A 17,072-nucleotide genomic window follows, 5' to 3' on the forward strand; every position below is an offset into this window, starting at 1 on the left:
GGTCAGTGCTCTGGCGTATCTTTGTGATTATCCAGCGTCTCCAGCAAAGCGACCTGCATCCGCGTATGCACGCGGATGAACCACCGCCAGAGCACGGCCGCCACCGCTGCCGTGACCACGGCGATCAGCACCAGCAACTTGTTGGTCGGCAGAATACTGGCCGACAAGGCTGCCAATAGCAGGAAAATCACCAGCAGCGAGAGGATTGGGATCAGCTCCGCAATCACCCGCCGCACGCGCTGAGTATGCCGCCCGGCCATTTCCGGCTTCACGCTCATCTCCGCCAGCAGCATCGACAGCGCCTTGAGCTTGCGGTACGCCGCAATCAGGAAGGGCAGCGACAGCAACAATGCCCCGCCCCAGATCAACGCCTTCTGCCAGCTTGGATCACTGATCCAACCCTCCAGATACCCGCCGATACGCGCCGCAAAAAAACTGCCGGTAAAGAAGATCGCCACCACCAGCGCGAGGTTCACCCCCACCTGCAGGATGATCTTGCGGATCATCGACGCCAGCATCGCGCCCTCGCCCTGTGGCTGAATGCTGCGCAGCCATTCGCCATACATGCCGAACACCCGGCTCATGCGCTTGGGCATGACCGCCGCGATCTTCAATGACAACGGGTCGGCACCGCGAATCAGGTACGGCGTGAGCAACGTGGTAATCGCCGAAACTGCCACCGCCACGGGATAGAGGAAGTCGCTGGTCACCTGCAACGTCATCCCCAGCGCCGCGATGATGAAGGAAAACTCGCCAATCTGTGACAGCCCCATCCCTACGCGCAGTGAGGTACGGCCGTCATTGCCGGCGATAAACGCCCCCAGGCCGCAAGACAACATCTTGCCCAGCACCACGGCGACGGTGATCACCGCAATCGGCCAGGCGTATTGCAGCAGGATCTGCGGGTCGATCATCAAGCCGATCGCCACAAAGAAGATGGCGCTGAACATGTCGCGAACCGGCTCGATCAAGCGCTCGATCTTAATCAACTGCCGGGATTCGGCCATGATCGCGCCGATCAGGAAGGCGCCCAGCACCATGCTGTATTCCAGCTTGACCACCAGCAAGCAGAACCCGAAACACAGGCCCAGTACGGTGATCAGCAGCATTTCATTGCTGTCGAACTTGGCCACGTAGGCCAGTAAACGCGGGACCAGCAAAATGCCGATGACCAACGCAACGATCATGAACAGCGAAAGCTTGCCGACCGTCGAAAACACCTCGCCGGAGCTGACCGTTCCGCTGACGGCGATGCTCGACAGCAAGGCAATGATGCCGATACCGAGGATGTCTTCCACGATCAGCACGCCAAAAATCAGCTGGGCGAAGCGCTGGTTTTTCATCTTCAGGTCATTGAGCGCCTTGACGATGATGGTGGTGGAGGAAATCGCCAGGATGGCTCCCAGGAATAACGAATCCATGGTGTTCCAGTCGAACCACTGGCCGATTTCGTAGCCGATCCAGATCATCAGGATGATCTCCAGGAAGGCCGCGATAAACGCCGTGGCGCCCACCTTGAACAGCTTGCGCAGGCTGAACTCCAGGCCCAGGCAGAACATCAGGAAGATCACCCCCAGCTCAGCGAGGGTCTTGATGGTGTCTTCGTCGTGGATCAGGCCGAATGGCGGAGTGTGGGGGCCGATAATGAAGCCGGCGACAATGTAGCCCAGCACTACCGGCTGTTTAAGGCGGTGAAACAGGATGGTGACAACCCCTGCCACCAGCATGATCACGGCCAAATCCTGGATAAAGCTGATGGCGTGCATGGCGAGGGGCTCCTTGAGGGTACTGGCGCTTTTCCCACTTCCGCACGCCGTTGAACGGTCGCAAAGAGCGGAAGGAAAAGTCGGCCTTAATCGTAAGAAATGCCCTGAGATGGGCTTTTGAAGGTTAACACCGCGACTTCCGGCAGAAAGCCGGTGCAATATATGGAAACAGATCGGTAGAAGCGTGACGGCAAGCCGCCCACCGGCGTCCCGTTAGGGATGGCGCTGCAAAGATTCCAGCACCCGCAGAGGTGCCCCCCAACCAATGCCTACAACCCGTGAGTGTGCTATGGAACCCGGAAACGCCCAGCTGTCGATGACGGTATTGATGACCCCTGACATGGCCAACTTCTCAGGCAATGTCCACGGCGGTACCCTGCTCAAATACCTCGACGAAGTCGCCTACGCCTGCGCCAGCCGTTACGCCGGCCGCTATGTCGTCACGTTGTCGGTAGACCAGGTGATTTTCCGCGAGCCGATCCATGTCGGTGAACTGGTGACGTTCCTCGCGTCGGTCAACTACACCGGCAACACCTCGATGGAGGTGGGCATCAAGGTGGTAACCGAGAACATCCGCGAGCGCTCGGTGCGCCATACCAACAGCTGCTTCTTCACCATGGTCGCCGTGGACGACCAGCGCAAACCGGCCGCCGTACCGCCGCTGCAACCGCATAACAGCGAAGACAAGCGCCGGTTCGTGCAAGCCCAGCAGCGCCGCCAGATCCGCCAGGAGCTGGAAAAGCGCTACCAGGAAATCAAGGCAGACGCGCTGTAGGCATCAGTAGTGCCAGCACTTGTCGAAGTGCGCGCACACATCAAAGCGCTGATCCAACTGCCCCATGCGCGCCAGGTGATGGTTGAGCACTTCAATCATCACTGACTTGCGAGTGTTGGTGTAATAGGCCGTCATCACCTTGTCGTTCGCCGCCACAAGATCGCGCGTAGCGTTGTCCGTCGGGTTCAGCCATTGCTCCAACACGGCGTCCTCGGTGACGCTTAGTCGATAGCGAAAAACCTCTACATAGAGGCCCATCGTCCGCGCCTCTTGCGCCGCCGCCTCTTCATTCAGCAGTGTGAAATTCTGCCGATATTGAGTCCAGTAGGCTTCTGGCAACGTGAACGAGCCCATTGCCGCCTTACGCTTGGCAATCTGCGCTTCAAGCGACGTGGGTGTCGACGGCGGCTCGACGGGTGTGTCCGGGTTCATCATCTTGAACAACTGCACGTTGGTGTCGACGATGGTGTTGATCAGCGCAGCGCGCTTGGGCGTTTCCGGAATCTGCTTGGGGAACATCGGCGTGCTGCCGGCGCACGCTTGCAGCGGGGTTTCGATCATCGGCTGCGGAATGCGCTCGTCTTTACCGTTGAAGCGTTGCAGGCGTTGGAAGGTCGTGATGCAACTGCCCCCCGCCACGTCGAACGTCACTTCATATTCCTTGCCCGCTTCCGGTGTGAAGCTGATCGCCTTGGCACACACATAGCCGCCGCCATTGGTGTTGATGCGCATGAATAGCGGCTTGCCAGGCGCCAGCTTCACTTCCAGCAGGCCACGGGCTTTTTCCGGCGGCGGCACGATCATGCCAACCCGACGCTTGGTGTCGGTCATCAGGGAGTTGTTGAGCATGCCGGTGGTGCGGCCTGCGCAGTGCTGCGCGTCGAAGAAGTCGAGCGTGGAATTTTGGGTATTGGAGACGAATCGCAACTTGGCGGCATCGGGTTCGGTGGCGTCCGGGTAGCTACCGTTGATGCTGCAAGCGCTGAGCAGCGAAACCAGGCTTAGCGCGGAAAAAGCCCGTAGGAAATGCGACATGGTTCTTCCTTGAAAAGCACAGGGGACAAAGAGGCGCCTGATAGTACCGGACGCCCTTTGCCTGGCTCAATCAGGAATGTTCCTACAGGCCGATGGCCGTGGCTTCAAAACGCACCCGAGGATGGGCGATGCGATCCTGGGCGCGCACCAGCTCCAGCTCGTAACTGGCGCAAGCCTGGGTCTCCAGCAGCACTTCATGCACCGCTGCGGCGGTGAACTCAAAGGCGGCCAGCAGGCTATCGCCCAACAACACGCGCGCCAGGAACAGCCCCGAGGTCAAATCGCCAACGCCCACTGGCTGACGCGGAAACGCCAGCAGCGGTCGGCGCAGGTGCCAGCTGCCTTCGGCGGTCACCAGCAGCATCTCGAAACCATCCGGCAGCTTACCGGGGTAATCCAAATGCTTGACCAATACTGCCTTCGGCCCGCGCGCCAGCAACGCTTTGGCCATGGCCAGGCAATCGAACAACGATTGCGGCTTGCGCCCGGCAAAGCTGTCCAGCTCCAACTGGTTGGGGCACAGGAAGTCAGCCATGGCCGCGGCTTCGTCCAGCAGGAAATCGCTGACTTCCTGGGGCACGATGCAGCCTTTCTCCGGATGGCCCATCACCGGGTCGCACAAATACAGGGCTTTGGGGTTGAGGGCCTTGATGCGCGCCACGCCGGTGAGGATCGCCCGGCCCTGGTCCGCGCTGCCGAGGTAGCCGGACAGCACGGCGTCGCAGTTGCCCAGCTCGCCGATCGCGGCAATGCCTTCCACCAGCGCCGGAATCTGCTGCGGCGCCAACACTTCGCCCGCCCACTGGCCATACTGCGTATGGTTAGAGAACTGCACTGTGTTCAATGGCCAGACGTTCACCCCAACCCGCTGCATGGGGAACACGGCGGCGCTGTTTCCGGCGTGGCCAAAGACCACATGAGACTGGATCGCAAGCAGATGAGGTGTGCGTTTCATGCAGGGGATTCCGTCAAGCCGTTGAAATTCTGGGCGCGCAGTATGCGACTAAACACGGCCTATACGACAGACCGGCGACACAGTTAAGCTGCTCTCACTTTGTTGGAGTTCATCGCATGCTGACCCTGGGAAACATCTTCGTGTTGATGCTGCTGGCGACCGGCGCCGCCTGGGTGTGGCACAACCACGGCTTGCGCGAACGGGCGCTGGAGCGGGTCAAGCAGCATTGCGCCAAGCTCGACATCGAACTATTGGACGGCGCGGTGGCGCTCAAGCGCATCGGTTTTGTGAAGGATGCCAACGGTCGACGGCGCCTGGCACGTATCTACAATTTCGAATTCACCGTAACCGGGGAAACCCGCCATCCTGGGACGATTACCCAATTTGGTGCCCACAGTGCACAGATCGAACTGGCACCCTACCCGTTCGAGATCAAGACGCCGCTGCCCAGTGCCGAGGTGATCGAATTGAGCCAGTGGCGCCAAGACCACGGCACTAAGAACCGTCAGTGACGGCAGGCCGCCAATGCAGCCTGCAACGCGGCCAAGTCTTGTGGCTCGCTGAAAATCAACTCGATCCGCGAATCACGACGCCACTCACTGGGTTGCCAGGCGAGCGGGCTGTTATCCACAGCGTTGGCGGAAACCCAACCTTCTGTGCTGTGGATAACCAGCTTGGCGCGACGCCATTCAAGGTGTGTGAGCCATTGATACAGCCGCTGCGCATCGAATTGCTGGCTCGGGTGCCAGCGCCAGCCAACACTCCAGCCGCCCTCTTGGGCTTGGCTGAGGCAGATCGGTAACGTGGGATCGCTCCAGATGGCCGGGATTTGCGCGAGGCCTTTTTGCACTGCGAAGTTATCCACAGCGCGGCTCGCGTGTTCGTGCAGGCCTGGCAACTGCTCAAGAGGCAGCTGGGCCTGGCGCGTCCAGTAAAGCGGACATTCCGGTAACAATTGCTCAATCGCCTGGCGCTGTGCGGCGTCCAGCGCTTCATCCTTGTTCAATACCAGCAGTCCTGCATGGGCCAGCGCTTCCTGTTGCGCTGTCGGTAAGGGTTTGCCTGCCGCCAGGGCCTGCGCATCCAACACCATCACGCAAGGCTGAACGGCCAGCACCTCCTGCCACGGCGCTGCGCGCAGTTGCTTGAGCAATTGCGCCGGATGGCCCAGGCCCGACGGTTCGATAAACAGCCGATCAGGCTTGGCCTTGCGCAACAAGCGACCAAGTCCTACCTGAAACGGGGCTCCATTCACACAGCACAGACAGCCTCCGGCGACTTCGCCCAGGGCAATGCCGTCGTCATCCTGAGTGAGCAAGGCGGCGTCCAGGCCGATCTGCCCGAACTCATTGATCAGCACGGCCCAACGCTCGTGTGCCGGACGCTGGGCGAGCAGGTGCTTGATGAGGCTGGTCTTGCCGGCGCCCAGGGGCCCGGCAATCACGTGGGTAGGAATGTTCTGCAGCATGAGGGGCATCGTTCGGACCGTGTAGAGCGTTGATCCTACGCGGTTATGCGAGCCAATCCAGTGTCAGGATCAAGCGGCGTTCATCGGCTTTGAGGGCTGGCGAGCGGTGAATCAAACCGTGGCCTTCGTTGCCATGCCATTTGGTGCCCTTGAGCAGGGCGACTTCGCCGCAGTGGATCTGTTCGATACGCTCGCTGGGTTCCGCGTCCGGTTGGCTCAGCTGGCGACGCTCCATCACGCCTTCGCGCAACCACTGGCTGCCGATGCCGGCATAGGTGGTGATCAGCCGCACCGGCACATGATCGACGTGAAAACGCGGGCACATGGCCTTGTCCAACAGTCGCAGCCGCACACCAATGCGCTTGGCACCCAGTAAGCAGGCAAACGCGCTGACCAGCCACGATACATCGGCGACAAAGCCTTCATAGCCTTCAAGATCGCGGCAACTGGACGCCAAGCCCTGCAAGTTGGGCAGGGCGTCTTCGTTGTTGAGCTCGATGACCATGGAATCGGCCAGCGGCTCATTGAGCGCCACCAGCAAGGCGCCGAACTCAGCGATGTGCAGCGGCAATTGGCGCTGCCACAACGCTAGGTTCACGCCGTCTTCGAGAATGTCAGAGAGCGCCAGCGGCGCTTCACCAAAGACCTGGCGAATCACGGGCCGCAGGGGAGTCACCGGGGCCAGCATCAGGCGGCTGCCTCTTCATACCAAGGGCCAAAGGGATCGGCCAGCAGGCGCCAACCTTCGACGCCCAGGGCCATTTCTTCATCGTTGAGCAGGCAGGCGTCCAACTCGACGCGCATCAAGGCGAAATCAATGTTCTGCCCGATAAACACCAGTTCCTGGCGACAATCGCCGGTGCTCAGTTGCCAGTTACCCATGATCGCCGCGACGCTTTCTTCGTCCTGCGGCCACTGGCTTTTCGGCACAAAGCGCCACCAGCGGCCGGCAAAACCATGGCGCATCAAGCCGCCGGCCTGGGACCAACTGCCTGCATCCTGGTGCTTGCTGGCCAGCCAGAAAAAGCCCTTGGAGCGCAGCAGTTTGCCGTTAACCCAGGGTCGGTCGATAAAGTCGAAAAAACGCTGCGGATGAAAGGGGCGGCGGGCACGGTAGGCGGTGGACGCGATGCCGTACTCTTCGGTTTCCGGCACATGTTCACCGCGCAGTTCCTGCAACCAGCCGGGGGCTTGGGCGGCGCGTTCAAAGTCGAAACGCCCAGTGTTGAGGATCTTGTGCAAAGGCACTTCGCCCATGACCATCGGGATGATTTCCGCCTGGGCATTAAGACGCTCGAGGATCGCTATCAACTCTTCGCGTTCGCGGCTGCTGATCAGGTCGATCTTGCTGATGAGGATCACGTCGGCGAATTCGATCTGCTCGATCAGCAGGTCGGTGATGGAGCGTTCGTCTTCTTCACCGAGGGTTTCGCCGCGTGAGGCCAGGCTTTCGGCAGCCTGGTAGTCGAGCAGGAAGTTCATCCCGTCGACCACGGTAACCATGGTGTCCAGGCGCGCGATGTCGGTCAGGCTTTGTTCGTTTTCATCACGAAAAGTGAAGGTTTCGGCCACGGGCAACGGTTCGGAGATGCCGGTGGATTCGATTAGCAGGTAATCGAACCGACCTTCCTTGGCGAGTTTTCCGACTTCTTCCAGCAAATCTTCCCGCAAGGTGCAGCAGATGCAGCCGTTGCTCATTTCCACCAGCTTTTCTTCGGCGCGGTTGAGCGTGACGTCGCGCTGGACTTCGCTGCCGTCGATGTTGATTTCGCTCATGTCGTTGACGATCACCGCCACCCGCAGGTTCTCACGGTTGCGAAGGACGTAGTTGAGCAGCGTGCTTTTACCGGCGCCGAGAAAGCCGGACAACACAGTAACGGGGAGACGATTGGGCATCAGGACATTCTCATCAGGCCGCCCGGTCAAGCCAGGCTGTATTTTTATGTTATAGTATAACAATACAAATAAGCCAATCCTGTCTTGCTTGCCACGACGAAGGGCGCAATGCTTGAACACTTTCCCACCCGTGAGAAACCCGATGAAATACTTGGTGTGCGCCCTGTTATTGGTGGCGGCAGGAACTGCCTGCGCCCAAGCGCCGAGCCTGCTGGCCAACTGCACGCGCAGCGCCAACCTGCTGGCCTGCGTCGACCCATTGGGTAACGCCTACAGCGTAGCGACAGTCGGCAGCACCACGTACTTGCGCGGGTACGAGGTAATCGGCAAACGCTATTGGGCACAGACCAACAGCCGATACGGGCAACTGACGTTCTTTACCGGGTTGGCATCGGACGGTGAGGCATGGGTCGGCTACACGCGGCGCGTGGGCTGGACCACCCTCAACCGGTTTTCCAGTTCGGGCGGCGCCAGCGCCAAATTCACCTGCAGCCGCATGACCGGCTGTTAGACCTGACCGTTCTTCTGCTCCTGCACCCACGCCATGTAGCTGTTCATCGGTGGGTTCTTCTGGAAATACTTTTTCAGGCCTTCAAACAGACCATCCGCAACCGCCTGTTGATGGCGCGCGGTAACCAGGCGCGCGCTGTCCCTTGCATTGGAAATAAACCCGGTCTCTACCAGGATCGACGGCACGTCCGGTGACTTGAGCACCGCAAACCCAGCTTGTTCCACGCGCTTCTGATGCAGGCTGGTGATGCCTTCCAATCTGCCCAAAATCGAACTGCCCAGCTGCAAGCTGGAGGCGATGGTGGCGTTCATCGACATGTCCAGAATCACCCCGGCCAGCATCGGGTCCTTGTCCTTCAGATTGAGCAGACTGGTAGCCCCGAGCAAATCGGCGCCGTTCTCCCGTTGCGCCATGAATCGCGCCGTGGCTGAAGTGGCGCCGCCCTCGGACAAGGCATACACCGAAGCGCCCGATGCGGTGATGCGTGGCGCGGCATCCGCATGCACTGAGATGAACATATCGGCATTGTGCTTGTGGGCGATTTCCACGCGCTTGCGCAGCGGTACGAAGAAGTCGTCGTTGCGCACCAGCTTCACGTCAAAGCCCTTTTCGCGCTTCAAGCGTTTGGCCAACAACTGGGCAATGGACAGCACCACGTCTTTCTCGCGCTGGCCTTTGGAGCCGACGGCGCCTGGGTCCTTGCCACCGTGGCCGGGGTCGACCACCACGATGATGTCGCGCTTGGGGTGCGCCTTATCCACTAACGGCGCAGGTTCGGCGGCGATTTGTCGAGGCGCCTGGGTGGCGCTGGTCAGGTCCAGTACCAGGCGATGACCCTGGCCGTCCTGGGGCGGCAATAGAAAGCTGTTGAGCTGCATCGGCGCCGCCAGGTCCAGCACGATGCGCGTATCGCCTTTGCCGAAATGCCCGGAGCGGATTGAGGTGATCCCGCTGTTCTTCAACGCCAACTGAGTGAAATCACCACTGAGCCCGGCGCCGCTCAGGTCGATGATCAAACGCTCCGGTGCGCTCAGGGTAAACGTCTTGTATTGCACCGGGCCGCTGAGGTCGAACACCAGCCGCAGCTTGTCGTCCGAGCGCCACAAGCGGGCGTTGCGTATCTGCGTGGCGTGGGCCGCAAACGGCAGCGTGAAAAGAGGGCTGGCCAAGAGCAGGTTCAGGAGCTGACGTCTGTGCATACGGATACCGCAAATGAAGGAGCGTCCCTACTCGACATGACTGAAAAAAGGTTGGAGCAGAAAAATCATCGTCGACTCAATAGTTATAATATAACATGTCTTTTTATTTCCAACGATGGACCTGCTCATGAATGCGCTGACTCTGCCGGATATCGCCGCGCAGGCTTCACGCCAAGCCTTGCCACTCGATTGGGTGGGCATGTGCGGCATCGCGTTGCCGATCCTGATCAACGGCCAGAACCTGACGGCCACCGCCGACGCTGGCGTGAGCCTGGACGATGGCAACGCCCGTGGCATTCATATGTCACGCCTGTACCTGGCGCTGGAGATGCTCGACCAGCAGTCTCTTACGCCTGCACATCTGCGTAATGTACTGCAGCGTTTTCTCGACAGTCATGAAGGTTTATCTAAGAACGCCTACCTGCGTATCCACACCGATTTGCTGCTGAAACGCGCCGCCCTAGTCAGCCCCTTGGCTGGGTGGAAGCGCTACCCGATCAGCATCGAAGCGCGTCTCGAAAACCAGATGTTCCACGTGGAACTAAAAATTGACGTTACTTATTCCTCGACGTGCCCGTGCTCCGCTGCCCTCGCCAGGCAGTTGATTCAGCAGCAGTTTCTCGAAGATTTCGCCAACACTCCGTTGCGGCACGACGACGTGTTGACCTGGCTCGGCAGCGCCAACGGCATCGTCGCCACGCCCCACAGCCAGCGCAGCAATGCGCAATTGCATGTTCAGCTGCAAGGCGAGCAATTACCTATTACAGAGTTGATCGATAAGGTCGAAGCCGCCCTCGGCACCGCCGTACAAACCGCTGTAAAACGTGCGGACGAACAAGCCTTCGCCCTGGCCAATGGGCAGAACCTGATGTTCTGCGAAGACGCCGCCCGCCGCCTGAACCTCGCCTTGAAACGCTCGGATGCCGTCAAAGCCTTCCACCTGAAAGTGATCCACGCCGAAAGCCTGCACGCGCACGATGCCGTGGCCGAAAGCCGCTGGACGAGAAACCCTGCATGATCACCTGCACCGCTTTGCGCTGGGGCGCCCCAGGCCAACCACTGACGCCCGCCATAAACCTCACCCTGGAAAAAGGCAGCCTGACCGGCATCATCGGGGCCAACGGCACCGGTAAAAGCAGCCTGCTCAAGGTTATCGCCGGCCTGCAAAAACCTCTGGCGGGCAAAGTCAGCGTGGACGCTCCACGCCGTGGCGGCCTGTCGTTCCTGCCCCAGCAGCAACAGCTCGACCGCCAGTTCCCCATCAGCCTTCAAGAATTGGTCGCCGCCGGTTTCTGGGGCACTCAACTCTCCCCACAACAACGCAGCCAGCGCCTAGAGGCGGTATTGCAAGACTGGTGCCTCAGCGGCCTGGAGCACCGCCCGCTGATGGCCTTGTCCGGTGGCGAATTGCAGCGCGCCCTGCTCGCCCGTATGAGCCTGGCCGAAGCGCCCGTGTTGCTGCTCGACGAGCCTCACGCCGCCCTCGACGAAGAAGGCCAGGCGCTGTGCTGGAAACACATCCACGCCTGGCACGCGCAAGGCCGCACGCTGATCGTCGTCTGCCATGACCTTGCATCCGTGCGCCAGCACACCCAGCAAGTGGTGCACATCAAAAGCACCGGCTGCGTGTTTGGTCCGAGCAAAGAGCTGATCCGCCCGAAGCCTCAGATGCAGGTGGCCTGATGCATTTCGCCGCCCACCTGTGGATGCCATTCGTTGATTTCGTGTTCATGCGTCGCGCCTTGATTGGCGGCCTGGTGCTCGCCTGCAGCACCGCACCGTTGGGCGTGTTTTTGATCCTGCGGCGCATGAGCCTGATCGGTGACGCCGTCGCCCACGGCATTCTGCCCGGCGCCGCGCTTGGGTTCTGGTTTGCCGGCCTCAGCCTGCCCGCCTTGACCATCGGTGGCCTCGGCGCGGGCCTTAGCATGGCTGGACTGTCCGCTTGGATCACCCGCCGCACCGGCCTGCGCGAAGACGCCAGCCTCGCCGCCCTCTACCCCATCTCGCTCGCCGCCGGCGTGCTGATCCTCGGCATCGCCGGCAAGCGCCTGGACCTGCTGCACCTGCTGTTCGGCTCCGCCTTGGCCGTGGACCAAACCACCCTCACTGGCATGCTCTGGGTCACAGGTTTCAGCGTGAGCGTCATGGCTGTGATCTACAAGCCGCTGCTGCTGGACACCCTCGACCCGCTGTTCCTGCAAACCGTCAGCCGCCTCGGCCCACTGGCCCACGGGCTGTTCCTGACCCTGGTGGTGCTGAACCTGGTGATCGGCTTCCAGGCCATCGGCGCCTTGATGGTGGTGGGCCTGATGATGTTGCCGGCCATCGCTTCACGTTTCTGGAGCCGGCGCTTGCCGGTGTTGATCGCAGTATCGGCAGTGCTGGGATGCGTGTCGGTGTGGCTGGGTTTGTTGCTGTCGTTCTACTACTCGTTGCCCAGCGGCCCGGCCATCGTGCTGGTGGCGGGTGCCGGGTATCTGCTGTCCGTGGTTTTCGGTCCGGTGCACGGCTTGCTGCGCCGCCCGCCTTTGCTGTCATCCCAATGAGGTGTTTCCCGATGCGCGCTCTATTCGTGCTGTTCAGTCTCGTCTTGTCGTTATCGACGGCTCAGGCCGCAGACAAGCTTCAGGTGGTTACCAGCTTCAGCATCCTCGATGACATCACTCACCAGATCGGTGGCGATCACATCCAGATCAGCAACATGGTCGGCCCCGACGCCGACGCCCATACCTATGAGCCAACGCCGGACGATGCTAAAGCGCTGCTCACGGCCAGAGTCATCATCAAGAACGGCCTCGGCTTCGAGCCTTGGCTGGACCGCCTGGTGACGAGCACCGAAACCAAAGCCACCGTAGTCACTGCCAGCAAAGGCGTGATCTCTCACACCATGGATGAAGACGGCGAAACCATTCCCGACCCACACGCCTGGCATAACCTGGCCAATGCCGAAATCTACGTGAACAACATCACCAAGGCGCTGATCGCTGCCGACCCCGCCAACAAGGCCGACTATCAGCGCAACAGCCAAACCTACCTAAAAGAAATCTACCGCCTGCTCGCCGAGGCCAAGACCAAGTTCGGCGCGCTGCCACCCGGTAACCGCCGCATCGTCACCTCACACGACGCCTTCGGTTACCTGGGCCAGGCTTACGGTATCGAGTTCCTCGCCCCCCAAGGCCTGTCCACCGAACGTGAGCCGTCCGCTGCCGAAGTGGCCGCGCTGATCACGCAGATCCGCAAAGACAACGTCAAAGCCGTGTTCATGGAAAACATCAAGGATTCGCGCCTGCTCAAGCAGATCGCTGATGAAAGCGGCGCGCAGATCGGCGGCACGTTGTACTCCGACGCCCTCGCCGCGGAAGGCCCGGCCAGCACCTTCACAGGACTGTTCGAATACAACCTCAACACCCTGTGCGCCGCGTTGGGCAAGCCATGATCCGCAAGAACCCGTCGGGCGATCTGCCCGTGATTGCCGAATCCGCCTATGTCGACAAGACCGCGATCATCTGCGGCAAAGTCATCATTGGCGAGAACGTCTTCGTCGGCCCCTACGCCGTGATCCGTGCCGACGAAGTCGACGCCAGCGGCGCCATGGACCCGATCACCATCGGTGCCAACTCCAACATCCAGGACGGCGTGGTCATCCATTCCAAGTCCGGCGCGGCGGTGACCATCGGAGAATTTACTTCCATCGCCCACCGTTCCATCGTCCACGGCCCGTGCAGCGTTGGCGACCGCGTGTTCATCGGTTTCAACAGCGTGCTGTTCAACTGCGCCGTGGGCGACGGCTGCGTGGTGCGCCATAACTCGGTGGTCGACGGGCGCGACTTGCCCGCCGCGTTCTACGTGCCCTCCACCACCCGCATCGGGCCCACCACCGACCTGTCGCAATTCCCGCCGGTGAGTGTCAGTGCCTCGGAGTTCTCCGAAGACGTGGCACGCACCAATGTCGATCTGGTGCGCGGCTACAAAGCCCTGCAAAACGAGTTCTGAACCATGAGCCGCCTGCTGATCCGCAACGCCCGCCTGGTGAATGAAGGGCAGGCATTCGACGCCGATGTCTTTGTTGCCAATGGTCGTATCGAGAAGATCGCCAGCAGCATCGAAGGCTGCAACGCGCCCGTGGCCATCGACGCCCAGGGCCAGTGGCTGCTGCCGGGCATGATTGATGACCAAGTGCATTTTCGCGACCCCGGGGCACCGGACAAAGGCAGCTTCTACAGCGAATCCCGCGCCGCGGTGGCCGGTGGCATCACCAGCTTCATGGACATGCCCAACACCAGCCCGGCTACCCTGAACCTTGATGCCCTGGCCGATAAAAAACGCCGCGCCGCCCTGCACTCGGTGGCCAACTATGGCTTTCACTTCGGCGTGAGCAACGACAACCTCGACACCGTCGCCGCGCTCGACCCGCGGGAGGTGGCCGGGGTCAAAGTGTTCATGGGCGCCTCGACCGGCAACATGTTGGTGGACGATCCACGCATCCTGGAACGTCTGTTCGCCGAAGTGCCGACCATTCTGTTGGCCCATTGCGAGCACACGCCGAGCATCCAGGCCAACGAGCTGCGCCTGCGCGAACGCTTCGGCGAGCACATCCCCGCCGTCGCGCACCCGCTGATCCGCGATGCCGAGGCGTGCTATCGCTCCTCATCTTTTGCGGTGGAATTGGCCAAGCGTCATGGCACCCGCCTGCACGTATTGCACCTGACCAGCGCCCGTGAGCTGGCGCTATTCGAAGACAAGCCACTGGCCGAAAAACGCATCACCGCCGAAGTCTGCCTGCATCATCTGCTGTTCGATGACCGCGACTATCACCGCCTCGGCCACCAGATCAAATGCAACCCGGCGATCAAGACCCGCGCCGACCGCGACGCCTTACGCCAAGCGTTGTTGAGTGATCGTCTGGATGTGATCGGCAGCGACCACGCACCGCATACCTGGGCGCAAAAACAGCTGGGATATCGCGAAGCGCCGTCAGGGCTGCCGTTGGTGCAGCACGCCTTGCCGGCATTACTGGAGTTGGTTGCGGACGGGCTGCTGCCCATCACCACCTTGGTAGCGAAGACCAGCCACCGGGTCGCCGACCTGTTTGCCATCCCGGACCGAGGTTATCTACGCGAAGGGTATTGGGCCGATCTGGTACTGATCAAACCAGAGCCCGAGGGAAAGCCCGTCAGCAGCCAGCCGATCCTGGCCCGCTGCGGCTGGACGCCCTTCGCTGAACGCAGCTTTCGCCACAGCGTCAGCACCACCCTGGTATCCGGCCACCTGGCCTGGCACAACGGCCAAGTGGTCGATAGCTGTCAGGGTTTACCCCTGCATTTTCTGCGTTAAGCGCGGGGCTTGACCGTACCGCAATCGGTACCCAGCCACTGGGCATGGCTGTCCAGGCTGCCCTTCTGCTGGATGCCAGTGGCATTGAAGGTGCCGTTGACGGTGGTGGTGAATTCCTTCTGACTCTGGAACGTCGCCACGCCCGTGCCCTGGGCTTTCGGGCAACTGAAGCGGAATTTCCACTGGTTGCCGGTCTTGTCGGTCACTTCCTGTTTGCAGCCCGATTGCGGGTCGGTCAGGGGGATCGAATCGGAGGCCACCTGTGCCGGTGTAAGGCACACCTGCACACCTTTACCGGCCATGGTGATGCCTTGTTTTTCGAGCATGGCGCGCTGTTCGGGGGTCATCTGTTGCTTGAGTTGACCGAGGATCAGCGACAAGTCCGGCAGGTCCTGGTTATCGACTTTCATATTGCTGGTGGTCAATTCCCACAAGCCCGGCGCCAGCATCTGCGCCTGCGCTGCCACGGGCAGCGACAAACCAACAACCATGGCCAAACCTAGCAGACGAGCATTCATCGGGTAACTCCTGGGCAATTGTGGGCGTTAGACGCCGCAAAAGCGCCAGTGTTGCACGGCAAATAAAATAGCGACATTCGTGACCAGACATGGTCTGTTAGGCATTGGATTGCCTGGAGTACCGTCGTCCATGGATTTCTTTGGCCCGCATCTGCTTGCCTACTTCATTGCCACGCTGCACTTTCTCGGGACCCTCGCCGCGATTCATGCGGTGCTGACCGTCAGGACCGCCCAAGGCTCGATCGCCTGGGCCTTGTCGCTGATGTTCATGCCTTACCTCACGCTGATCCCTTACCTGATCTTTGGTCGCAGCACGTTCGATGCTTACATCCAGGCGCGTCGCCAGGCCAACCAGGAAATGCACAAGGCAATCACCGCACTCAATTGGCGCCCGTGGGTCGAGGAGGCACTTGCTGCGCGTAACTCCAGCGCCTACGCCTCGCTGCGCGCCATGCCCAAGCTGGGCCGCATGCCGTGCCTGGCCAATAATGAGGTGCGTCTGCTGGTGAACGGCGACGCGACCTTCAGCGCGATTTTTGAAGCCATCCGAAACGCGAAAACCGCCGTGCTGTTCCAGTTTTTCATTATTCATGACGACGAACTGGGCCGCCAATTGCACACCTTGTTGAACAAAAAAGCCGCTCAGGGCATAGCCGTTTACGTGCTGTACGACCGTATCGGCAGCCACGCCCTGCCCCATCGCTATGTGCAATCACTGCGTGAAGCCGGCGTGCATATCAAAGCATTCGCCACGCGCAGCGGCTGGCTTAATCGCTTCCAGGTCAACTTCCGTAACCATCGCAAGATCGTGGTGGTGGACGGCATCACCGGGTTTGTGGGCGGGCATAACGTCGGCGATGAGTACTTGGGCAAAAAACCGCCGCTGGCGCCGTGGCGTGATACGCATGTGCAGGTCACCGGCCCGGTGGTGGCGTGCTTGCAGGAGTCATTTGCCGAAGACTGGTTCTGGGCCGCGCGAGAACTGCCGCCATTGATTCTGCCGGACGCCTACCCCGAGGACGGCGTGCTCTGCCAATTACTCGCCAGCGGCCCCGCCGATCCTTATGAAACCTGCTCACTGTTTTTCGTAGAAGCCATTCACGCAGCCACCCAACGCGTGTGGATCACCAGCCCGTACTTTGTGCCCGATGAGGCGGTATTCGCCGCCCTGCGCCTGGCGGTTCTGCGGGGTGTGGATGTGCGCCTGTTGCTGCCGTCACGGCCCGATCACCGCATCGTTTACGCCGCGTCCAGCCTTTATGCGGCCGAAGCCGTGCGCGCCGGGGTGCGCGTGTTCCGCTACACGCCAGGTTTTCTGCATCAGAAGGTGGTGCTGGTGGACAGCGAAATCAGCGCCATCGGCAGTGCCAACATGGACAACCGCTCGTTCCGGTTGAATTTCGAAGTGATGCTGCTGACGGTCGACGAAGCGTTCGCTAAACAAGTCGAGCACATGCTGCTGGACGACTTCGCCCTGGCCCATGAGGTCAGCCAGGAAGAAAGCCGCGAGACCCGACGCCTGCAACAGCTGGGTATGCGGGTGGCGCGGCTGATTTCGCCCATATTGTAGGCAGCACGGCCGATTTACGACTGATTTGTCGATAGCCGACCA

At 60.7% G+C, this 17,072-nt stretch carries 18 protein-coding genes; 10 read left to right on the forward strand and 8 right to left on the reverse strand.

Annotation, left to right across the window (positions count from 1 at the left end):
* Nucleotides 1-2: 2 nt before the first annotated feature.
* Nucleotides 3-1,766: a cation:proton antiporter gene (locus tag JBO08_RS13845; protein WP_065875539.1), complete on the reverse strand. Its 1,764-nt coding sequence runs from the start codon at nucleotides 1,764-1,766 to the stop codon at nucleotides 3-5.
* A 289-nt stretch (nucleotides 1,767-2,055) separates the two neighbouring features.
* Here JBO08_RS13845 and JBO08_RS13850 point away from each other — a divergent pair, with 289 nt between their 5' ends.
* Nucleotides 2,056-2,541 carry an acyl-CoA thioesterase gene (locus JBO08_RS13850; RefSeq protein ID WP_003177014.1) on the forward strand — a complete coding sequence of 162 codons (486 nt, stop codon included), beginning with the start codon at nucleotides 2,056-2,058 and terminating at the stop codon, nucleotides 2,539-2,541.
* A gap of 3 nt (nucleotides 2,542-2,544) precedes the next feature.
* On the opposite strand, the gene JBO08_RS13855 is transcribed toward JBO08_RS13850, so the two are convergent.
* Nucleotides 2,545-3,576: a hypothetical protein gene (locus JBO08_RS13855; protein WP_065880318.1), complete on the reverse strand. Its 1,032-nt coding sequence runs from the start codon at nucleotides 3,574-3,576 to the stop codon at nucleotides 2,545-2,547.
* An 82-nt stretch (nucleotides 3,577-3,658) separates the two neighbouring features.
* On the reverse strand, nucleotides 3,659-4,531 hold the full coding sequence (pdxY, locus tag JBO08_RS13860; protein ID WP_049710858.1) for a pyridoxal kinase PdxY: 873 nt from the start codon (nucleotides 4,529-4,531) through the stop codon (nucleotides 3,659-3,661).
* 116 nt (nucleotides 4,532-4,647) lie between these two features.
* Here pdxY and JBO08_RS13865 point away from each other — a divergent pair, with 116 nt between their 5' ends.
* Nucleotides 4,648-5,043 (forward strand): DUF3301 domain-containing protein, encoded by a 396-nt coding sequence (locus tag JBO08_RS13865; RefSeq protein ID WP_015886608.1) that lies wholly within the window; start codon nucleotides 4,648-4,650, stop codon nucleotides 5,041-5,043.
* Here JBO08_RS13865 and JBO08_RS13870 read toward each other — a convergent pair.
* Genes JBO08_RS13870 through zigA form a run of 3 tightly spaced genes read right to left on the reverse strand, consistent with a single transcriptional unit; the run spans nucleotide 5,037 to nucleotide 7,895 of the window.
* The gene (locus tag JBO08_RS13870) at nucleotides 5,037-5,999 is read right to left on the reverse strand and encodes a GTP-binding protein (protein ID WP_065910134.1); all 963 of its coding nucleotides are present in this window, start codon (nucleotides 5,997-5,999) and stop codon (nucleotides 5,037-5,039) included. The two genes, JBO08_RS13865 and JBO08_RS13870, sit on opposite strands and share 7 nt — an antisense overlap.
* A gap of 43 nt (nucleotides 6,000-6,042) precedes the next feature.
* Nucleotides 6,043-6,687, reverse strand: a complete 645-nt coding sequence (locus tag JBO08_RS13875) for a DUF1826 domain-containing protein (RefSeq protein ID WP_220074655.1) — start codon at nucleotides 6,685-6,687, stop codon at nucleotides 6,043-6,045.
* On the reverse strand, nucleotides 6,687-7,895 hold the full coding sequence (gene zigA, locus JBO08_RS13880; protein WP_065875543.1) for a zinc metallochaperone GTPase ZigA: 1,209 nt from the start codon (nucleotides 7,893-7,895) through the stop codon (nucleotides 6,687-6,689). Before zigA ends, JBO08_RS13875 begins: the two co-directional genes overlap by 1 nt.
* Before the next feature lie 142 nt (nucleotides 7,896-8,037).
* Between zigA and JBO08_RS13885 the strand changes: the two genes are divergently transcribed.
* The gene (locus JBO08_RS13885) at nucleotides 8,038-8,406 is read left to right on the forward strand and encodes a glutamine synthetase (RefSeq protein ID WP_065880320.1); all 369 of its coding nucleotides are present in this window, start codon (nucleotides 8,038-8,040) and stop codon (nucleotides 8,404-8,406) included.
* On the opposite strand, the gene JBO08_RS13890 is transcribed toward JBO08_RS13885, so the two are convergent.
* The gene (locus JBO08_RS13890) at nucleotides 8,403-9,605 is read right to left on the reverse strand and encodes an N-acetylmuramoyl-L-alanine amidase (RefSeq protein WP_065910138.1); all 1,203 of its coding nucleotides are present in this window, start codon (nucleotides 9,603-9,605) and stop codon (nucleotides 8,403-8,405) included. The genes JBO08_RS13885 and JBO08_RS13890 overlap by 4 nt on opposite strands.
* Before the next feature lie 127 nt (nucleotides 9,606-9,732).
* Between JBO08_RS13890 and folE2 the strand changes: the two genes are divergently transcribed.
* From folE2 to JBO08_RS13920, 6 genes are read left to right on the forward strand one after another with little or no spacing between them, the layout of a single operon-like run.
* Nucleotides 9,733-10,623 (forward strand): GTP cyclohydrolase FolE2, encoded by an 891-nt coding sequence (gene folE2 / locus JBO08_RS13895; RefSeq protein ID WP_065910140.1) that lies wholly within the window; start codon nucleotides 9,733-9,735, stop codon nucleotides 10,621-10,623.
* A complete protein-coding gene (locus tag JBO08_RS13900) occupies nucleotides 10,620-11,288 on the forward strand; it encodes a metal ABC transporter ATP-binding protein (RefSeq protein WP_065875547.1) in 669 nt (222 codons plus the stop codon). The genes folE2 and JBO08_RS13900 overlap by 4 nt, the downstream gene beginning before the upstream one ends.
* The gene (locus JBO08_RS13905) at nucleotides 11,288-12,154 is read left to right on the forward strand and encodes a metal ABC transporter permease (RefSeq protein WP_065875548.1); all 867 of its coding nucleotides are present in this window, start codon (nucleotides 11,288-11,290) and stop codon (nucleotides 12,152-12,154) included. Before JBO08_RS13900 ends, JBO08_RS13905 begins: the two co-directional genes overlap by 1 nt.
* 11 nt (nucleotides 12,155-12,165) lie before the next feature.
* Entirely contained in the window at nucleotides 12,166-13,044 is an 879-nt protein-coding gene (locus tag JBO08_RS13910) for a metal ABC transporter substrate-binding protein (RefSeq protein WP_065875549.1), read from the forward strand.
* The gene (locus tag JBO08_RS13915) at nucleotides 13,041-13,601 is read left to right on the forward strand and encodes a DapH/DapD/GlmU-related protein (protein WP_049710848.1); all 561 of its coding nucleotides are present in this window, start codon (nucleotides 13,041-13,043) and stop codon (nucleotides 13,599-13,601) included. Before JBO08_RS13910 ends, JBO08_RS13915 begins: the two co-directional genes overlap by 4 nt.
* A gap of 3 nt (nucleotides 13,602-13,604) precedes the next feature.
* Nucleotides 13,605-14,942 (forward strand): dihydroorotase, encoded by a 1,338-nt coding sequence (locus JBO08_RS13920; RefSeq protein WP_065875550.1) that lies wholly within the window; start codon nucleotides 13,605-13,607, stop codon nucleotides 14,940-14,942.
* Here the strand turns inward: JBO08_RS13920 and JBO08_RS13925 are convergent.
* A complete protein-coding gene (locus tag JBO08_RS13925; protein ID WP_065875551.1) occupies nucleotides 14,939-15,460 on the reverse strand; it encodes a DUF3617 domain-containing protein in 522 nt (173 codons plus the stop codon). The genes JBO08_RS13920 and JBO08_RS13925 overlap by 4 nt on opposite strands.
* 130 nt (nucleotides 15,461-15,590) lie before the next feature.
* Between JBO08_RS13925 and cls the strand changes: the two genes are divergently transcribed.
* Nucleotides 15,591-17,030 (forward strand): cardiolipin synthase, encoded by a 1,440-nt coding sequence (gene cls / locus JBO08_RS13930; protein ID WP_065891296.1) that lies wholly within the window; start codon nucleotides 15,591-15,593, stop codon nucleotides 17,028-17,030.
* Nucleotides 17,031-17,072 lie beyond the last annotated feature (42 nt).

The organism is Pseudomonas sp. LAP_36, assembly GCF_019456785.1.
Lineage (GTDB): Bacteria > Pseudomonadota > Gammaproteobacteria > Pseudomonadales > Pseudomonadaceae > Aquipseudomonas > Aquipseudomonas tritici.

Coding starts and splice junctions, on each gene's coding strand:
- JBO08_RS13845 (WP_065875539.1), bottom strand. CDS start 1,766: ATGCACGCCATCAGCTTTATCCAGGATTTGGCCGTGATCATGCTGGTG.
- JBO08_RS13850 (WP_003177014.1), top strand. CDS start 2,056: ATGGAACCCGGAAACGCCCAGCTGTCGATGACGGTATTGATGACCCCT.
- JBO08_RS13855 (WP_065880318.1), bottom strand. CDS start 3,576: ATGTCGCATTTCCTACGGGCTTTTTCCGCGCTAAGCCTGGTTTCGCTG.
- pdxY (WP_049710858.1), bottom strand. CDS start 4,531: ATGAAACGCACACCTCATCTGCTTGCGATCCAGTCTCATGTGGTCTTT.
- JBO08_RS13865 (WP_015886608.1), top strand. CDS start 4,648: ATGCTGACCCTGGGAAACATCTTCGTGTTGATGCTGCTGGCGACCGGC.
- JBO08_RS13870 (WP_065910134.1), bottom strand. CDS start 5,999: ATGCTGCAGAACATTCCTACCCACGTGATTGCCGGGCCCCTGGGCGCC.
- JBO08_RS13875 (WP_220074655.1), bottom strand. CDS start 6,687: ATGCTGGCCCCGGTGACTCCCCTGCGGCCCGTGATTCGCCAGGTCTTT.
- zigA (WP_065875543.1), bottom strand. CDS start 7,895: ATGCCCAATCGTCTCCCCGTTACTGTGTTGTCCGGCTTTCTCGGCGCC.
- JBO08_RS13885 (WP_065880320.1), top strand. CDS start 8,038: ATGAAATACTTGGTGTGCGCCCTGTTATTGGTGGCGGCAGGAACTGCC.
- JBO08_RS13890 (WP_065910138.1), bottom strand. CDS start 9,605: ATGCACAGACGTCAGCTCCTGAACCTGCTCTTGGCCAGCCCTCTTTTC.
- folE2 (WP_065910140.1), top strand. CDS start 9,733: ATGAATGCGCTGACTCTGCCGGATATCGCCGCGCAGGCTTCACGCCAA.
- JBO08_RS13900 (WP_065875547.1), top strand. CDS start 10,620: ATGATCACCTGCACCGCTTTGCGCTGGGGCGCCCCAGGCCAACCACTG.
- JBO08_RS13905 (WP_065875548.1), top strand. CDS start 11,288: ATGCATTTCGCCGCCCACCTGTGGATGCCATTCGTTGATTTCGTGTTC.
- JBO08_RS13910 (WP_065875549.1), top strand. CDS start 12,166: ATGCGCGCTCTATTCGTGCTGTTCAGTCTCGTCTTGTCGTTATCGACG.
- JBO08_RS13915 (WP_049710848.1), top strand. CDS start 13,041: ATGATCCGCAAGAACCCGTCGGGCGATCTGCCCGTGATTGCCGAATCC.
- JBO08_RS13920 (WP_065875550.1), top strand. CDS start 13,605: ATGAGCCGCCTGCTGATCCGCAACGCCCGCCTGGTGAATGAAGGGCAG.
- JBO08_RS13925 (WP_065875551.1), bottom strand. CDS start 15,460: ATGAATGCTCGTCTGCTAGGTTTGGCCATGGTTGTTGGTTTGTCGCTG.
- cls (WP_065891296.1), top strand. CDS start 15,591: ATGGATTTCTTTGGCCCGCATCTGCTTGCCTACTTCATTGCCACGCTG.